The sequence below is a fragment of the Saccharopolyspora karakumensis genome (assembly GCF_004349225.1).
GTDB lineage: Bacteria > Actinomycetota > Actinomycetes > Mycobacteriales > Pseudonocardiaceae > Saccharopolyspora > Saccharopolyspora endophytica.
Genome location: NZ_SMLA01000021.1, coordinates 59833 through 74101 on the forward strand (window position 1 = coordinate 59833; position 14269 = coordinate 74101).

The following is a 14269-nucleotide window of genomic DNA, read 5'->3' on the forward strand; positions in this document are numbered from 1 at the left end:
AGAGCCGCAGCGCGGACCGGAGGGGACTGCGCGGATGCGATCACCTCCCGGCCGGCAGGCATCCCGCCAGCTGGCGGCGCCACCTCCCGAACGAGCGGGCGCGATCGATCCCGAGAACCCCTTCCGGGTTCCCGTCTTGATCGCGGTAGAGCACGAGGAAGTCGAGCGATTCGAGGCTCCCCTCGATCACTTCGGTCTTGGAACCCTCGGTGCGGCGGCCGGCGAACTGGATCTTGTGGCCGTACTGGTCCGACCAGAAGTACGGCACCTCGTGGTGCGCCGGCGGTACGTAGTTCCGGCCGAGGAGGGCGGACACCGCGACGACGGGCTGCTGCAGAGCGTTGGTCCAGTGCTCCATGCGGCGGGACGCACCGAGGAAGTTCCGGTGGGAGTTGGCGCAGTCCCCCACCGCGACGACGCCGGGGACGTCCGTCAGGCCTTGCGCGTCGGTCACAACACCGTCATCGAGGTCGACGCCGGACCCGCGCAGCCACTCCACGCACGGTTCCGCGCCGATCCCGACCACCACCACGTCGGCGGGCAGTTCACGACCGTCGGACAAGCGGACGGCCGTCACCTGCTCACGACCGACCAGTTCGGCGAGAGCGGCGCCGGTGTGCAGCCGAGCTCCCTTCGTGACGTGCAACCCGGCGCAGACCTCGCCCATCTCCGCCCCGAGCGCCTTCAGCAGCGGCACGGGCGCGGCTTCGACGACATCGACTTCCACGCCCAAGCCGAGCGCCGTCGAGGCGATTTCGGAGCCGATGAAACCCGCCCCGATCACGACCAGGCGGGTTCCCATGACCAGCTCGTCGCGCAGCGCCCGTGCGTCGTCGAGCGTGCGAAGCGTGTGGACGCCCTTCGGCAGGTGCCACGGGAGGGTCTTGGCCCGGGCGCCGGTCGCCAGCACCACGCCGTCGGCCACGATCCGCTCGCCGGTGTCGAGCACAACCGCCCCGTCGCCGGTGTCGAGCGCTGCCGCCGAGTGCCCGAGACGCCACTCCGCGCACAGCTCGTCGTCCTCGGGCGTCGCCAGTTCCAGGTCCTCCTCCGACACCGTCCCGGCCAAGAAGTCCTTCGACAGAGGAGGGCGATCGTAAGGCGCGTGGGCCTCGTCGCCGACCACGACGACGCGCCCCTCGAACCCCTGATCGCGCAGGGACCGAGTCGCGGTCAACCCGGCGAGGGAAGCCCCGACAACGGCAATGGTCTTCATCAACGAGCCCCTTCGCCAAGCACTCCGGCAACCTCTGCACCGGCTTCCGCGCCCACTTCGATCGTTTCGCGCACGAACACCTGCCCGTCGTCGACGACCACCTCGTGCGTTCGCACGGGTTTCCGCGCGGGCGGCCCGCTGGGCTTACCGGTGCGGAGGTCGAAACAGGCGGCGTGCAAGGGGCACTCGACCGCGCAGTCCTCGAGCCAACCGTCCGAAAGCGACGCATCCTGGTGGGTGCACGTGTCGTCGATCGCGTAGAAGATGCCGTCCGCGTTGAAGACCGCGATTGCCACGCTGCCCTGCACACGTACAGACTCTCCGACCGGGATGTCGACCGCCGCGCCAACTGAGATCATCGTTGCTCCTGTTGCTGATTGCGGAACACGACGTGTGATTCGCAACAGAGCATCCGACACTGACCGTTTCCCGTCAATTAACCGAACCCAAATCGACCCGCGCTGATTTCGGAGTTGCAAGATGCACAACAAGAGCGAGGCGGTAGGGGCCGCCGAGCCCCGGACCGCCACCCAGGCCGTCGAGCGAGCTCTGTCCCTGCTCGTCCTCCTGGGGCAACGCGGCCCCTCGGGCGTCACCGAGCTGGCACGCGAACTGGGCGTGCACAAGTCGACCGCGTCCCGCCTGATGACCACCATGGAGAAGTTCCGGTTCGTCGAACAGGTGGGTTCGCGCGGCAAGTTCCAACTCGGCTTCGGCATCGTCCGACTCGCCGGCACCACCGCGGCACAGCTGGACATCGCGAGGGAGGGCAAACCGATCTGCGCCCGGCTGGCCTCCGAACTGCGCGGGATCGTGAGCATCAGCGTCCTCGACGCCGGAGGTGCCACCACCGTCGCCCAGGAGCCGAGCACGGAGCGCAACTGGATCGGGCTCCGACTGCCACTGCACGCGACTGCGAGCGGGAAGGTGCTGTTGGCGAACTTCGGCTTCGAGCAGTTCGAGGAGGTCCTGCGGCAACCGCTGCCCCGCTTCACCGAGCGCACCATCGTTTCGCGCGGGGTCCTGACCGCCGACCTCAACCGGGTGCGCGACCGCGGTTGGGCGACCGCGTGCGGGGAGTTCGAGGCCGAGCTCCACTCCGTCGCGGTCCCGGTGCTGAGGCCCGGCGGGCGCGTGGCCGGAGCGCTGAGCGTCACCGCCGACAGCGAGCACCTCCGCGCGGCCGATTTTCCCGCTTTAGCGCGAGTTCTCGGTGAGGCCGCCGAGGAGCTCCTCGAACGCTTGCAGCAGCTCGCGGGCCCGTAGCTGCGCTGAGAACCTTGACACCCAAAACATATCTATTATCGTTCATAGATATATCAGCCGTGCCCCCGAAGGTGATCATGCGTCGACCTCCTCGAACGTCCCGATCGGACATCCTGCCGAACGGACCGGCAGGGTGAACGGCACGCCCGTGCCACCGGGGGCGGGCGGCAAGCCGGCAATCGAGGACGCGCAGACGATTCGGCGCGCGACAACGGCTGCGGCCTTGAGCAACATCGCCACGTGGTACGACTTCGGCACCTATTCCTACATCGCCCTCGCCCTCGATCGGGTCTTCTTCCCCGATGCCGGCGAGTGGGCACCGGTGTTCACCCTGGGCACCTTCGCGGCCGCGTTCGTGGTCCGCCCGCTCGGCGGGATCATCCTCGGACCGCTGGGAGACCGCTTCGGCCGGACCAGAGTCCTGTCCGCAACGATCTTCCTCATGACGCTGGCGACCGCGCTGCTCGGACTCGTTCCCAGCTACGGCGCGATCGGCATCGCAGCGCCGCTGATCGTGCTGTTCATCCGCATGCTGCAGGGCTTTTCGGTGGGTGGCGAGTACATCGGAGCCCTGACCCTCGTAGCCGAGTACGCCCCCGACCGCCGACGCGGTTCCCTCGGGAGCCTGCTGGAGTTCGGCACGCTCATCGGGTACATGCTCGGCGCTGGTCTCACCTCGATCCTGGTGGCCGCACTGCCGGAAGACGAGCTGCTGGCGTGGGGTTGGCGGCTTCCCTTCATGCTCGCCCTCCCGCTGGGCCTCACCGGGCTCTACCTCAGGATGGACCTCGAAGAGACCCCGGCGTTCCGGCAGCAGATGGAGCGCTCGCCGGCGATGACCACCATGGCACTGCGACGCGTGTTCCAGATCCTGGCCAAGCACTACCGCTCCGCGGTTCTGATCGCAGGCGGACTGATCGTCGCCTGGAACGTCACCAACTACGTGCTGACGAACTACGTGCCGACCTACCTGACGACCACCCTGCCCGGACACGGCGAGAGCGGAACCAGCGGGGCCATGTCGGCCACGCTTCAGGTCGCCGTCATGCTCGCGATGCTGATCGCCATCGTCTTCGTCGGCAAGCTCAGCGACCGGATAGGCAGGAAACCCATCCTGCTCACCGGCAGCGCGTCGCTCATCCTGTTCGGCCTTCCTTCGGTGTGGCTGCTGCGGGCAGGCCTTCCCGGTCAGGTCGCGGGCTTGATGATCATGGGTTTCGCCCTGCTCTGCTTCGCAGCGGTGACCCCATCTACCCTGCCGACGCTCTTTCCGACGTTCATCCGCTACGGCAGCCTCGCCATCATCTTCAACGTCTTCGTGTCCGCATTCGCCGGAACGGCACCCACGGTCATCGGAGTCGCGGTCACCACGACGGGGAACCTCGACTGGCCCGGCTACTACCTCATCGGAGCAGGAGCGGTCGGGCTGGCGAGCACCCTCTTCCTCAAAGAACCGGCTGGAAGACCCCTGACCGGAGCCGCACCACTCAGCTCGAGCGCGGACCTGCCCACTCCCCCGCTCTCCGACGACGGCGTGCCCATGGAGAACCCGCCCAAGGACCGGCCGGAGTGACCAGGCGCCAGCCCGAGCGATCGCGCGAACCCTCGCTCCCCAGGCATCGGCAGATGCCTGGGGAGCCACCTCATTTCGTCACCGTGACATTGTCTGCCTGCGGAGAGAGTCAGTGAGCTTGTCACGGGTGGCGCACCGAAGGACTCTTCCACACACCCAAGAAGGTGTTGAGTAGAAGCACCTAGGGACTTGTGGCTGCGGTGATGCTGTAATGCCGTCGATGAGCAACTCGCAGCGGCTTTCCTCGGAGCAACGCGCACGTCTGGAGCGGTTGGGCGAACGGGGCGTGCTCTCCCGTGAGCAGGTCGCAGCCGTCCTCGACGAGCTGGACCGCGAGCGGGGTGCGGCCTGGGGCTCGCGCACCGCCGTGTGGGAGGTGCTCGGTTACATCGGCGGTGCGCTGGTCCTCGGTGCGGCCGTTCTGCTGGTGGGGATGCACTGGGAAGACCTGGCAGTCCCCGCACGCGTTGCCCTGCTGGTCGCCGCGACCCTCGCCTTGGTCGGCGCCGGACTGGTCATGGCCGGCGGGCCGCGTGCGCTGCGCGCGTTCGGCGAAGCGGAACCGTCTGCGCGCAGCCGGATCGTGTCCGCCCTGGTCGCCTTGGCTTCCTGCACGGCTGCGCTCGCCGTCGCGAGCGGGGTTGACGTGCTCGAGTCGTTGGCGGCCTCGGGCACCGGTTTGCTCGTCGCCTTGCTCGGATACGTCGTGGTGGGCGGACTTCCCGTTCTGCTGGTGGCCGTCGGGTTCAGCGTCGGCGTAGTGGCAGCCGCGGTTGCCGAATGGTTCGACAGCTCGTCACCGGCCCACACGACGGGCTTGGTGGCACTGGGCGCCGTGTGGACCGCACTCGCTGTTCTTGGCGTGGTGCGTCACCGCCGCCCGGTCCTCGGGGCCGGCGTGCTGATCGCTCTGGCCGGGGCGCAGTACGCGGTGGGCCAGGGCCCGTCGTGGGTGGGTTACGGGTTGACCCTGTTGATCGGGTTGCTCTGCTTCGGCGGCTACTTGGTCGAGCGGGCCGTGGTGTTGCTGGCGCTGGGCGTGCTCGCCGTGACAGTGGCGGTGCCCGAAGCGGTCTGGGACTGGACGGGCGGTGCGGTCGGCGGGCCGGTCGTGGTGCTGCTGGTGGGGGTGGTGTTCCTCGCCGCCTCGGCGCTGGGTCTTCGCCTGCGAAGGCGAGCACCCGTTTCTGATCAGCGCTGAAGCAGGCCGGACGCGCGTGCACCGTGCTGTGCGCGTTCATGTGGCACACGCACGTGGATCCCGCGATGTTTGTGTGTTGGCACCACATGCCATCCCTCGGGCAGGCGTCCTACCTTGTCCGTCATGACCACAAGTGACCCGCACAACACCGCGGCGAACGGGCGAGCGCTGGAGGGAAAGGTCGCTCTCGTCACCGGCGCCGCGGGTGGAATCGGCAAGGCCTGCGCTGAGGCGCTGGCCGCAGCCGGAGCCGCCGTGCACCTCGTCGACCAGCGCAGCGCTGCGTCCCTCGCGACCGAGATCAGCGGCGACTCCCACGTCGTGGATCTGTCGGACGCCGATGCGATCGCAGAACTACCTCGCGAAATCGACATCCTCGTCAACAACGCCGGGTTGCAGCACGTGGCTCCGATCCACGAGTTCCCAGCCGAACGGTTCTCCCTGATCCACAAGGTCATGGTCCTGGCACCGTTCCTGCTCATGCAGCAGTGCCTTCCGCACATGTATTCCCAGCGGTGGGGACGCTTGGTGCACATCTCCAGCGTCCACGGCCTGCGCGCGAGTCCGTACAAGTCCGCGTACGTCTCGGCCAAGCACGCGCTGGAGGGATTGAGCAAGACCGCCGCTCTCGAAGGTGCCGAGTTCGGGGTGACGAGCAACTGCGTCAACCCCGGGTACGTGCGCACCCCGCTGGTGGAGAACCAGATCACCGACCAAGCGCAGGCCCATCAGATCAGCGAGGACGAGGTGACCGAACGCGTCCTCCTCTCCCGAGCCGGCATCAAGAAGCTGATCGAACCGAGCGAGGTCGCCGAATCCGTTCTGTGGCTGAGCGGCGACCGGTGTCCCTCGATGACGGGAAGCTCGCTGTCCCTCGACGGCGGGTGGACCGCGCACTAGCCGTGCTGCTGCCAGACATCCTGCTCCAACGACGAAGCGGTGCATCATGACACAGGAACCCACACCCGAACGCACATCGATTTCCAGGATCATCGGTGCCAGCCTGGTTGGCACCACGATCGAGTGGTACGACTTCTTCTTGTACGGCTCAGCGGCGGCGTTGGTGTTCAACAAGCTCTTCTTCCCGAACTCCGATCCGCTGACCGGAACGTTGTTGGCCTTCGGCACCTACGCGGCGGGATTCGGCGCCCGGCCGCTGGGCGGCTTGGTCTTCGGGCACTTCGGCGACAAGGTCGGCCGCAAGCGGCTGCTGGTGCTCAGCCTGCTCCTGATGGGCGGCGCGACCTGCGCGATGGGCTTGTTGCCCACCTACGCCTCGGTGGGCATCGCGGCTCCGATCTTGTTGACGACCTTGCGTCTGGTGCAGGGTTTCGCGCTCGGCGGCGAATGGGGCGGTGCGGTTCTCATCGTCTCCGAACACGGATCACCGCAACGCAGAGGGTTCTGGGCGTCGTGGCCGCAAGCCGGTGCTCCGGGCGGCAACCTCCTGGCCACAGGAGTTCTGGCCATCCTGGCCGCAGTCCAGTCCGACCAGGCGTTCCTGGACTGGGGGTGGCGCATCCCGTTCCTGCTGTCCGGTGTGCTGGTCATGATCGGCTTGTGGATTCGGCTCTCGGTGACGGAGTCGCCGGTGTTCCTGGAGGCCGCGGAGCAGGCCCGGCGCAGTTCAGCGGTGGTGCGCGCCCCGATCGCACGGGTGCTGCGGGACAACTGGCGCGAGGTTCTGATCTCGATGGGTGCGCGCATGGGCGAGAACACCACCTACTACGTGATCACCGCCTTCATCCTCGTCTACCTCACCGGCCCGGTGGGTCTGCCGAAGTCCGTCGGACTCAACGCCGTGCTCATCGGGTCGATCGTGCACTTCGCGACGATCCCGCTGTGGGGCGCGCTGTCGGACCGCTGGGGCCGACGTCCGGTGATCATCATCGGCGCGCTCGGAAGCGGTGCGTGGGCCTTCGCGTTCTTCGGGCTGCTCGACACCGCGTCTCCTCTGGTGATCACTCTGGCCACGACGGTCGGTCTGGTCCTGCACGGCGCGATGTACGGTCCGCAGGCCGCGTTCTTCTCCGAGCTCTTCGGCACCCAGGTGCGCTACTCCGGTGCCTCCATCGGGTACCAGCTCGCTTCGGTCGTCGCCGGTGGTCTCGCACCGCTGATCGCCACTGCGCTGCTCAAGGGCTACGGCACCGCAGCGCCGGTCGCCCTCTACGTCGCGGCAGGAGCCGCCCTCACCGTGATCGCCACCGCGGTGTCTCGCGAGACCCGAGCAACCGGGCTCGGCTCGGTTCCCGAGCAACCCCGCCAGGCGGTCTAGCTCCGTCCTGCCTGCCGGGCACCAGCCGGCTCTCCGTCCCGGCTGGTGCCCCCGATTCCACCGAGGAGAATTGGGCGCATGGATCAGGCAGCAGCGGCGCTGCGGCGCCTGCTGACCTTGCTCGCCGACAACGCGCCGAGCGAGCAGGTCGCGCAGGTCGCCGTCACCGCCCGCACGTCCGGAGCGTGCGAGGCCGATCTCGAGGAGATCGAGAAGGCCAGCGAGCTCGCACTCCGGGTGCACCGCAAGGTGGCCGAACACGAACGCAGGCAAACGGAGTTGGCGGCGCTCTTCGACAGCGCCAGCGACCTGGCCGGGGTGCGCGACCAGAACGCGGTCCTCCGCTCGATCGTGCACCGCGCCCGCATGCTGCTGGCTGCTGACATCGCCTACTTGTCGCTCAACGACGAAAACCGCGAGGAGACCTACATGCGGGTGACCGACGGATCGGTCTCGGCGCAATTCCAGCAGGTCCGGCTCGGCATGGGCGAGGGCCTCGGCGGCCTCGTCGCCCAAACAGCCCGCCCGTACGCGACCCCCGACTACGCCGCGGACTCCCGCTTCGCCCACACCACCCCCATCGACGCTGCCGTCGGCGAAGAAGGCCTGGTCGCCATCCTGGGCGTGCCGCTGTCGCTCAACGACGAGGTCATCGGCGTGCTCTTCGCGGCTTTCCGCACAGCACACGACTTCTCACGAGATGAGGTGGCACTGCTGGCCTCGCTGGCCGACCACGCGGCAATCGCGATCGACACGGCCCGGTTGATCGAGGAAACGCGCAAGGCGGTCGACGAGCTCAACGAGGCCAACGAAACGATCCGCAAGCACAACGAGGCGATGCAGCACTCGGAGCACGCCCACGACCGACTCACCGATCTGGTGCTTCGCGAGGAGGACATCTCCGAGGTCGCCGCAGCGGTTGCCACCATGTTCGCCGGCGGCCTGGCCATTCACGATGCCGACGGCAACGAGCTCGCGCGTGTCGGAACCAGTCCCCTACCGCACCCGCACGAAGCGGTCACGGCATCGCGCAAGGCCGGACGGGCCGTAGCGCACGAGAACAACTGGGTGTACGCCGTTCTTGCCGGTCCCGAACTCCTGGGCAGCCTGGTGCTCACCAAATGCCCTGCGCTTTCCGACGTGGACCGCCGCGTCTTCGAACGAGCCGGTGTGGTCACCGCTCTGCTGCTCCTGCTCCAGCGTTCCACCGCCGAAGCCGAGAACAAGGTCGGCGGTGAGCTGGTCGCCGACCTGCTCACCGCCCCGCAGCGAGATCCCGCGGGGCTTGTCGCGCGCGCACGTCGGCTCGGCGTCGAACTCACGAGCCCGCATTCGGTGCTGGTGGCCCATGCCGAGGGCGTCCCGAGAGAGCGGCTGGCCACGGCCGTCGCCTGGAACGCCCGGGCTGCCGGTGGCGTGGCCGGCGCTCTCGAGGACCAGGTCGCGCTGCTGCCGAACACCGAACCCGGCAACGCCGCCAGGTCCTTCGCCCGTGGGCTCACCAACTCCCTCGGTGCCCGCGTGACCGTGGGCGCCGCCGGGCCGGCCTCGGGCCCGCAAGCCCTCGCGCAGACCTGCACCGAAGCCAGGAGGTGCATGCGCGCACTGCTCGCGCTCGGTCGCGACGGCGATGGCGCGGCGATGAGCGACCTCGGGTTCATCGGGATGGTGCTCGGCGAAAGAGCCGACGCCCGCGGCTACATCCGGTCGATCCTCGGTCCCGTGCTCGACTACGACGCGCTGCGCGGCACCGAGCTGATCGAGACGCTCGAGGCCTACTTCGCCTCCCACATGAACCTCAACCGCACCAAGGAGCGCCTGCAGATCCACGTCAACACCGTCTCGCAGCGCCTGGAGCGCATCGGGACACTCCTCGGCGATGGTTGGCAGGCACACGACATCTCGCTGGAGATCCAACTCGCACTGCGCCTCAACAAGATCATCGGTGATGCCCCCGCCGACCGCAGCTGAAGGCGAGCGTCCGCGATCGCGCCAGCACAGGCGCGGGGTTACCTCGAAGGCCTCCTCGCAATTCCGGCACCCGTTCCTCGAACCACCGCTCGGCCTCCCAGCCGGGCAGGCCCCCGAGGTGGCAGGCGACGATCTGCAGACGGTTCAGGCAGACACGGCTCGAGCGGACACGATCACAGTCATTTCCCGGTGAAGGCATGACCGGGACACCAGCGACGCAGGGCTTTAACCTCGTGCATTCCCTCTGAACTGCGAGGATGGTGCAGGTGGCTGGTGGGACGTCGGGGGCGGAGATCGTTTCGATTGCGCGTCCGGTGCCGATTCCGCTGAAAACCGTCGCGGGCTCGTCAACGAAGGTCGTCGATGACATAGGTGTCGGGCCTGCAGTACCCGGGTTCGTCCGGTTTCTGCATGATCACGCCCTCGAGCCACGTGCGGTAACCACGCGCGAGCAATCGTCGGCAGGCGTCGTGACGAGCCGCGTTGGCACCGGCGACCATACGTTCGAGTCCGCGCTTACCCGCCAAGTCCTCGCAGGCGTCAAGCAGCCGCTCGAAGATCTCCGGTGCGTCCGCTCCCGGCCGCACTGCCCCGAACTTGATGTAGCACGCCCCGCTACCAGCTTCACCCGCACCGCAGTGGCACACCGCGAACCCTAGAAGTTCCGCGTCTCCCTGCAGGAGCACGGTATCGCCGAGCCCCTGGGCGTGTGTGGACCTGATCTCGTGCGCCACGTCGAGACCGTTGAAAATGGCGTTGGTCACCTCGAAGCATCCGCGCACGACCCCATCGCGCTCGACTTCCGGAGTCTCGGAGTACGTCGTGTATCCGTGGGCCTCGGTGACGGGCGAAACCGGTTTGTCCATCAGCGGCGTCAGGTACTGCGGCCAGAACCCGAACTTCTGGTAGAGGCCGATGTGCTGCGGACTCTGCGGGAAGGTGAACAGGCCAGCTTGGCGTACCTGCCACTTCTCGAAGAGGTCCATGACAGGCCTCATGAGGAGACTGGCGATCCCCTGCCCCCAGGAGTCCGGTCGGACCGTGATAGGACCGAAGAACCCGAAGCTTCCCCAGCGGGTGACGAAGTTGGAACCGACGATCTCCCCGTCGCGTTCCGCCGCGAACGCCCAGTCCGGAGCGGCGGTGAAACGAGGCTGGACATACTTCACGTCACCGAACACCGTGACCGGTTCCGGAACACCGAGGAATGTGCCGAACGCGGTGCGCATGATGACATCGGCGGCCTCGAGGTCACCCTCCCGGAGCGGACGGACCGACACACCGGCTCCAGCATGCGCAGGAAATTCAGTGCTAGGCACCGTCCACCCTCCAGAAGCCGACGCTCCCTCTCAGAAACAATGGTCGCTCACCGTCGACCAGGCGACAAGCCTGAGCAACGTTGTCGCCGGGCAAGCACAGTCGTGGTCGCCGCTGCGGGCGGTGCCCTGATCGACTGGCCAAGAAGCGGGTCATTGGACACCGTGGTGGCATCGCTGCCCGGTACCGAATCGGTGCGCCGCACCGGACCGGTGCGGCGACGGGGGCAAGCATGCGAATGCTCTTGAAAGTCTCGATCGACACGGAGAAGGGCAACCAGGCATTCCGCGATGGCACGTTGCAGAAGGTCATGCAGTGGGCCCGAGACGAGTTGAAGCCTGAAGCGGCCTTTTTCAGCCCGTCGAACGGCAAGCGAACCGCCTACTTCGTGTTCGACATGCAGGACGCCTCACGGCTCCCAGCGATCGCCGAACCGTTTTTCGAGATCGTCGGAGCCCACATCGAACTCGCGCCGGCCATGGACTTCAACGACATGCAAGCGGGAGTCCCACAAGCCCACGAAGTGCTGAAGAACTTCTCGTGACGCCACCAAGAAGAAGGACCCGGTCCGCATTGCCGAAGCGTGGTCATGGCGGGCCGGGTCATCAATCGCCGTCCTGCTCAAGCGCTTCCCTCCGGGCAGGGACGTTCTCGTGCCACGGCCGGAGCGATTTCGTGGAGGCACGAAAGCGCGGCTTTCAGCACCTCCCCGAAGACGTGTTCGTGGCGCGAACAGCTCTCAACCGCGCAATTCCTGCACGAGTGCGTGCAGGTACCTCGACGCGGCCTGCAAGATCTGCTTTGGTCCGCGCGTCGGGAGTTTCCTGGTGCAACGTCCCGTGCAGGACATCACCTGGTTGCTGCACCGGCGGCGGATTCACCGTGCTACCGACGGGCGTTCGGCAACTACGCCTCGGCTACCACGTCCACGACCTCCGTGAGGCAATTTCGAAACTCGCGAGCCTGATCGTCATCCGACGGCGAGGAGCACCTCGACAACAGCCGCGCGCAGCGCCGCCCGTCGAACTCGACAGGGCCCGGTCCACGATGCTGTCCGCAGCCGTCTCCTCGGCATGTGTCAGGCTACGGGCATGGCACTGCCTCATGATGATATCGATCCCGGTGGCCTGCTCGAGTACTCGGTGGTGTTCACCGACCGCTCGCTGAATCACATGTCCCAGCGCTTCGTCGGCGTGATGCAGGGCATCGTCGACGTCCTGCGCACGGCCTACCGTGCGCACAGCGTTGCGCTGGTGCCTGGAGGTGGCACCTACGGCATGGAGGCCGTCGCCCGCCAGCTCGCGACTGGCCGCCGCTGCCTCGTGGTGCGCAACGGGCTCTTCTCCTACCGCTGGTCGCAGATCCTCGAAATGGGATCGATCGCGCAGGAACACGCGGTATACCGGGCACGACCGAACGATGCGTCGCATCAGGCCCCGTGGCAGCCGGCACCGATCGATGAGGTCGTATCCGCTATCCGCGAGCAGCGGCCCGAGGTGGTCTTCGCGCCGCACGTCGAGACCGCGGCGGGCATGCTGCTGCCGGACGACTACCTCCGCCGCCTCGGCGAGGCGACCCACGAGGCCGGTGGCCTGCTGGTCCTGGACTGCATCGCCTCCGGAGCGCTCTGGGTCGACATGACCGACCTCGGCGTCGACGTCCTGCTGAGCGCGCCGCAAAAGGGCTGGAGCGGATCCCCCTGCGCCAGCTACGTCATGCTCAGCGAGGCCGGCCGGGCTGCGGTCGAGGCCAGCACGTCGACGAGCTTCTCCGCCGACTTGAAGAAGTGGCTGTCGATCACGGACGCTTACACGCAGGGCCAGACCCCGTACCACGCGACCATGCCGACCGACACCCTCGCGCACAACCTGGAGCTCATGCTCGCGACCCGCGACCGCGGATTCGAGGACCTCCGCGCCGCGCAGGTCGACCTCGGCAGCCGCGTGCGCACGCTCCTCGCTGAACACGGGCTCCCCTCGGTCGCCACCGACGAGTTCGCAGCCCCCAGCGTGGTGGTCGTCCACACCGACGACCCGGAGCTGCGCAGCGGTGCCGGGTTCAAGAAGGCCGGTATCCAGGTCGCGGCCGGAGTGCCGCTGCACTGCGACGAGCCTGCCGAACTCTCCACCTTCCGCATCGGCTTGTTCGGGCTCGACAAGCTCGGCGACGTCGAGGGCACCCTTGCCCGGCTCCGGACGGGGCTGGACAAGGTCAGCCGCTGACGATCAGCGGCTGATCAGCCCTTCGCACCCTTAGGCTCTTCTGCCACATCCGTGCGGAGGCGTTGAGGTCACCGCCGCGTGTTCGGCGGTGACCTCAACGTGAGCATCTGCCTGGGAAGCCACCCGTCTTTGGCCGTCAGCACGGAGGCCCGGCGATCCCGCAGGTGGCGCGGTCTCATGTCAACCGGCGGGTGGTCGTCTGCGACTGGACGATCTGGTCTTCTGGTCGTGGTTCGGTGCCGACTCCGCGGGGGTCAGCTGCGGAGAATGCCGACGCCGCCGAGCACGTTGCCTCGAGCTGCTTCTTCGTCGCTGACCGGGACGTCCGGACGCCAGTGAGCTGCGGGCACCACTCCCGGGTCGACCAGCGCGTACCCCGGAAACAGTTCCGCGACCTCGGCGGCTGTGCGGATGTGCAGGTGCGGGGTCGATGTTCCTGCCAGCAGGGAACGAAGCGCAGCGACCTCGGCGTCGGTGCGCGACATCTGCGCGTTGTTGGACACCGCCAGTGCGCTGCCCGCGACGCACGCGTCGCGGTACCGCTTGACCAGCGCTGCCCCGTCGGCGCCGGGCACGAGGTCGAGAATCCCGAACGCCAGGACCGCGACCGGTTTGGCCAGGTCCAGCAGCCCAGCCACGCCCGGTGATCGCAGCACCTCCTCGGCGTTGCAGACGTCGAGCTCGGTGACCGAAACCAGCGGATCCTCGCCGAGGAGGTGGCGAGCGTGGTGGCAGGCGATCGGTTCCCAATCGACGTACGCCACCTTCGCCTGCGGGCAGTGCGCGCGGGCGATCTCGTGCACGTTGCCGACGGTGGGAACCCCGGATCCGAGGTCGAGGAACTGGTCGATACCGGCCTCCGTCACCAGGTAGCGCACCGCGCGGCCGAGGAAGGAGCGGTTGATGTAGCTGTAGTCCCGTTCTGTCGGTACGAGTTCGAGCGCTTGATCGGCCGCCGCGCGGTCGACCTCGAAGTTGGCGGATCCACCGAGGATGTAGTCGTACATGCGCGCGATGTTCGGCCTGGTGAGATCCGCGTGCGAAACCTCTGCCGCCAACTCGACTTCCCTGGCGTGGTCGTTCATGGCACCACCGTATCCGAACCAAGAGCGACTGATCACCCACCCAGCGTGACGAGCCGCAGCAGTGGCAACCTGCGGCGGGGCTTCTGCACGATGTTCACGTCACCGGTGATCGGGATAACTCGGGGGCCGAGGGGAACCAC

The 14269-nt window shown here is 67.5% G+C and carries 13 protein-coding genes; 8 read left to right on the forward strand and 5 right to left on the reverse strand.

Annotated features, from left to right (window positions below; translation table 11 throughout):
- Positions 1 to 40: 40 nt before the first annotated feature.
- Together E1202_RS15845 and E1202_RS15850 are read right to left on the reverse strand one after the other, a co-directional pair.
- Complete coding sequence (locus tag E1202_RS15845) at positions 41 to 1216, reverse strand: NAD(P)/FAD-dependent oxidoreductase (RefSeq protein ID WP_132683922.1); 1176 nt, start codon at positions 1214 to 1216, stop codon at positions 41 to 43.
- Entirely contained in the window at positions 1216 to 1575 is a 360-nt protein-coding gene (locus tag E1202_RS15850; protein WP_132683923.1) for a bifunctional 3-phenylpropionate/cinnamic acid dioxygenase ferredoxin subunit, read from the reverse strand. Before E1202_RS15850 ends, E1202_RS15845 begins: the two co-directional genes overlap by 1 nt.
- Before the next feature lie 121 nt (positions 1576 to 1696).
- Here E1202_RS15850 and E1202_RS15855 point away from each other — a divergent pair, with 121 nt between their 5' ends.
- On the forward strand, positions 1697 to 2482 hold the full coding sequence (locus E1202_RS15855; RefSeq protein ID WP_132683924.1) for an IclR family transcriptional regulator: 786 nt from the start codon (positions 1697 to 1699) through the stop codon (positions 2480 to 2482).
- A 75-nt stretch (positions 2483 to 2557) separates the two neighbouring features.
- Here the strand turns inward: E1202_RS15855 and E1202_RS31840 are convergent, their stop codons facing one another.
- A complete protein-coding gene (locus tag E1202_RS31840) occupies positions 2558 to 2716 on the reverse strand; it encodes a hypothetical protein (RefSeq protein WP_207918671.1) in 159 nt (52 codons plus the stop codon).
- On the opposite strand from E1202_RS31840, the gene E1202_RS15860 reads away from it, so the two are divergent.
- The 5 genes from E1202_RS15860 to E1202_RS15880 all read left to right on the forward strand — a co-directional run bounded on the left by E1202_RS15860 (position 2706) and on the right by E1202_RS15880 (position 9505).
- Positions 2706 to 4055 (forward strand): MFS transporter, encoded by a 1350-nt coding sequence (locus E1202_RS15860; protein ID WP_235878420.1) that lies wholly within the window; start codon positions 2706 to 2708, stop codon positions 4053 to 4055. The two genes, E1202_RS31840 and E1202_RS15860, sit on opposite strands and share 11 nt — an antisense overlap.
- Positions 4056 to 4275: 220 nt before the next feature.
- Positions 4276 to 5256, forward strand: a complete 981-nt coding sequence (locus tag E1202_RS15865) for a hypothetical protein (RefSeq protein ID WP_132683926.1) — start codon at positions 4276 to 4278, stop codon at positions 5254 to 5256.
- 123 nt (positions 5257 to 5379) lie between these two features.
- Complete coding sequence (locus E1202_RS15870) at positions 5380 to 6156, forward strand: 3-hydroxybutyrate dehydrogenase (RefSeq protein WP_132683927.1); 777 nt, start codon at positions 5380 to 5382, stop codon at positions 6154 to 6156.
- A 46-nt stretch (positions 6157 to 6202) separates the two neighbouring features.
- The gene (locus E1202_RS15875; protein ID WP_132683928.1) at positions 6203 to 7534 is read left to right on the forward strand and encodes an MFS transporter; all 1332 of its coding nucleotides are present in this window, start codon (positions 6203 to 6205) and stop codon (positions 7532 to 7534) included.
- Between the two features lie 78 nt (positions 7535 to 7612).
- Complete coding sequence (locus E1202_RS15880; protein ID WP_132683929.1) at positions 7613 to 9505, forward strand: helix-turn-helix domain-containing protein; 1893 nt, start codon at positions 7613 to 7615, stop codon at positions 9503 to 9505.
- 347 nt (positions 9506 to 9852) lie between these two features.
- On the opposite strand, the gene E1202_RS15885 is transcribed toward E1202_RS15880, so the two are convergent.
- Positions 9853 to 10785, reverse strand: coding sequence for a GNAT family N-acetyltransferase (locus E1202_RS15885; protein ID WP_235878422.1), 933 nt, complete (start codon positions 10783 to 10785; stop codon positions 9853 to 9855).
- Between the two features lie 269 nt (positions 10786 to 11054).
- On the opposite strand from E1202_RS15885, the gene E1202_RS15890 reads away from it, so the two are divergent.
- Positions 11055 to 11366, forward strand: coding sequence for a DUF3303 family protein (locus tag E1202_RS15890; protein WP_132683930.1), 312 nt, complete (start codon positions 11055 to 11057; stop codon positions 11364 to 11366).
- 547 nt (positions 11367 to 11913) lie between these two features.
- A complete protein-coding gene (locus E1202_RS15895) occupies positions 11914 to 13044 on the forward strand; it encodes an aminotransferase class V-fold PLP-dependent enzyme (RefSeq protein WP_132683931.1) in 1131 nt (376 codons plus the stop codon).
- A 254-nt stretch (positions 13045 to 13298) separates the two neighbouring features.
- Here the strand turns inward: E1202_RS15895 and E1202_RS15900 are convergent, their stop codons facing one another.
- Positions 13299 to 14129, reverse strand: a complete 831-nt coding sequence (locus E1202_RS15900) for an SAM-dependent methyltransferase (protein ID WP_132683932.1) — start codon at positions 14127 to 14129, stop codon at positions 13299 to 13301.
- Positions 14130 to 14269 lie beyond the last annotated feature (140 nt).

Bases quoted from the DNA above. Each gene is read 5' to 3' on its own strand.
- E1202_RS15875 (WP_132683928.1), top strand. From the start codon at position 6,203: ATGACACAGGAACCCACACCCGAACGCACATCGATTTCCAGGATCATC.
- E1202_RS15880 (WP_132683929.1), top strand. From the start codon at position 7,613: ATGGATCAGGCAGCAGCGGCGCTGCGGCGCCTGCTGACCTTGCTCGCC.
- E1202_RS15845 (WP_132683922.1), bottom strand. From the start codon at position 1,216: ATGAAGACCATTGCCGTTGTCGGGGCTTCCCTCGCCGGGTTGACCGCG.
- E1202_RS31840 (WP_207918671.1), bottom strand. From the start codon at position 2,716: ATGTTGCTCAAGGCCGCAGCCGTTGTCGCGCGCCGAATCGTCTGCGCG.
- E1202_RS15870 (WP_132683927.1), top strand. From the start codon at position 5,380: ATGACCACAAGTGACCCGCACAACACCGCGGCGAACGGGCGAGCGCTG.
- E1202_RS15890 (WP_132683930.1), top strand. From the start codon at position 11,055: ATGCGAATGCTCTTGAAAGTCTCGATCGACACGGAGAAGGGCAACCAG.
- E1202_RS15900 (WP_132683932.1), bottom strand. From the start codon at position 14,129: ATGAACGACCACGCCAGGGAAGTCGAGTTGGCGGCAGAGGTTTCGCAC.
- E1202_RS15850 (WP_132683923.1), bottom strand. From the start codon at position 1,575: ATGATCTCAGTTGGCGCGGCGGTCGACATCCCGGTCGGAGAGTCTGTA.
- E1202_RS15865 (WP_132683926.1), top strand. From the start codon at position 4,276: ATGAGCAACTCGCAGCGGCTTTCCTCGGAGCAACGCGCACGTCTGGAG.
- E1202_RS15895 (WP_132683931.1), top strand. From the start codon at position 11,914: ATGGCACTGCCTCATGATGATATCGATCCCGGTGGCCTGCTCGAGTAC.
- E1202_RS15855 (WP_132683924.1), top strand. From the start codon at position 1,697: ATGCACAACAAGAGCGAGGCGGTAGGGGCCGCCGAGCCCCGGACCGCC.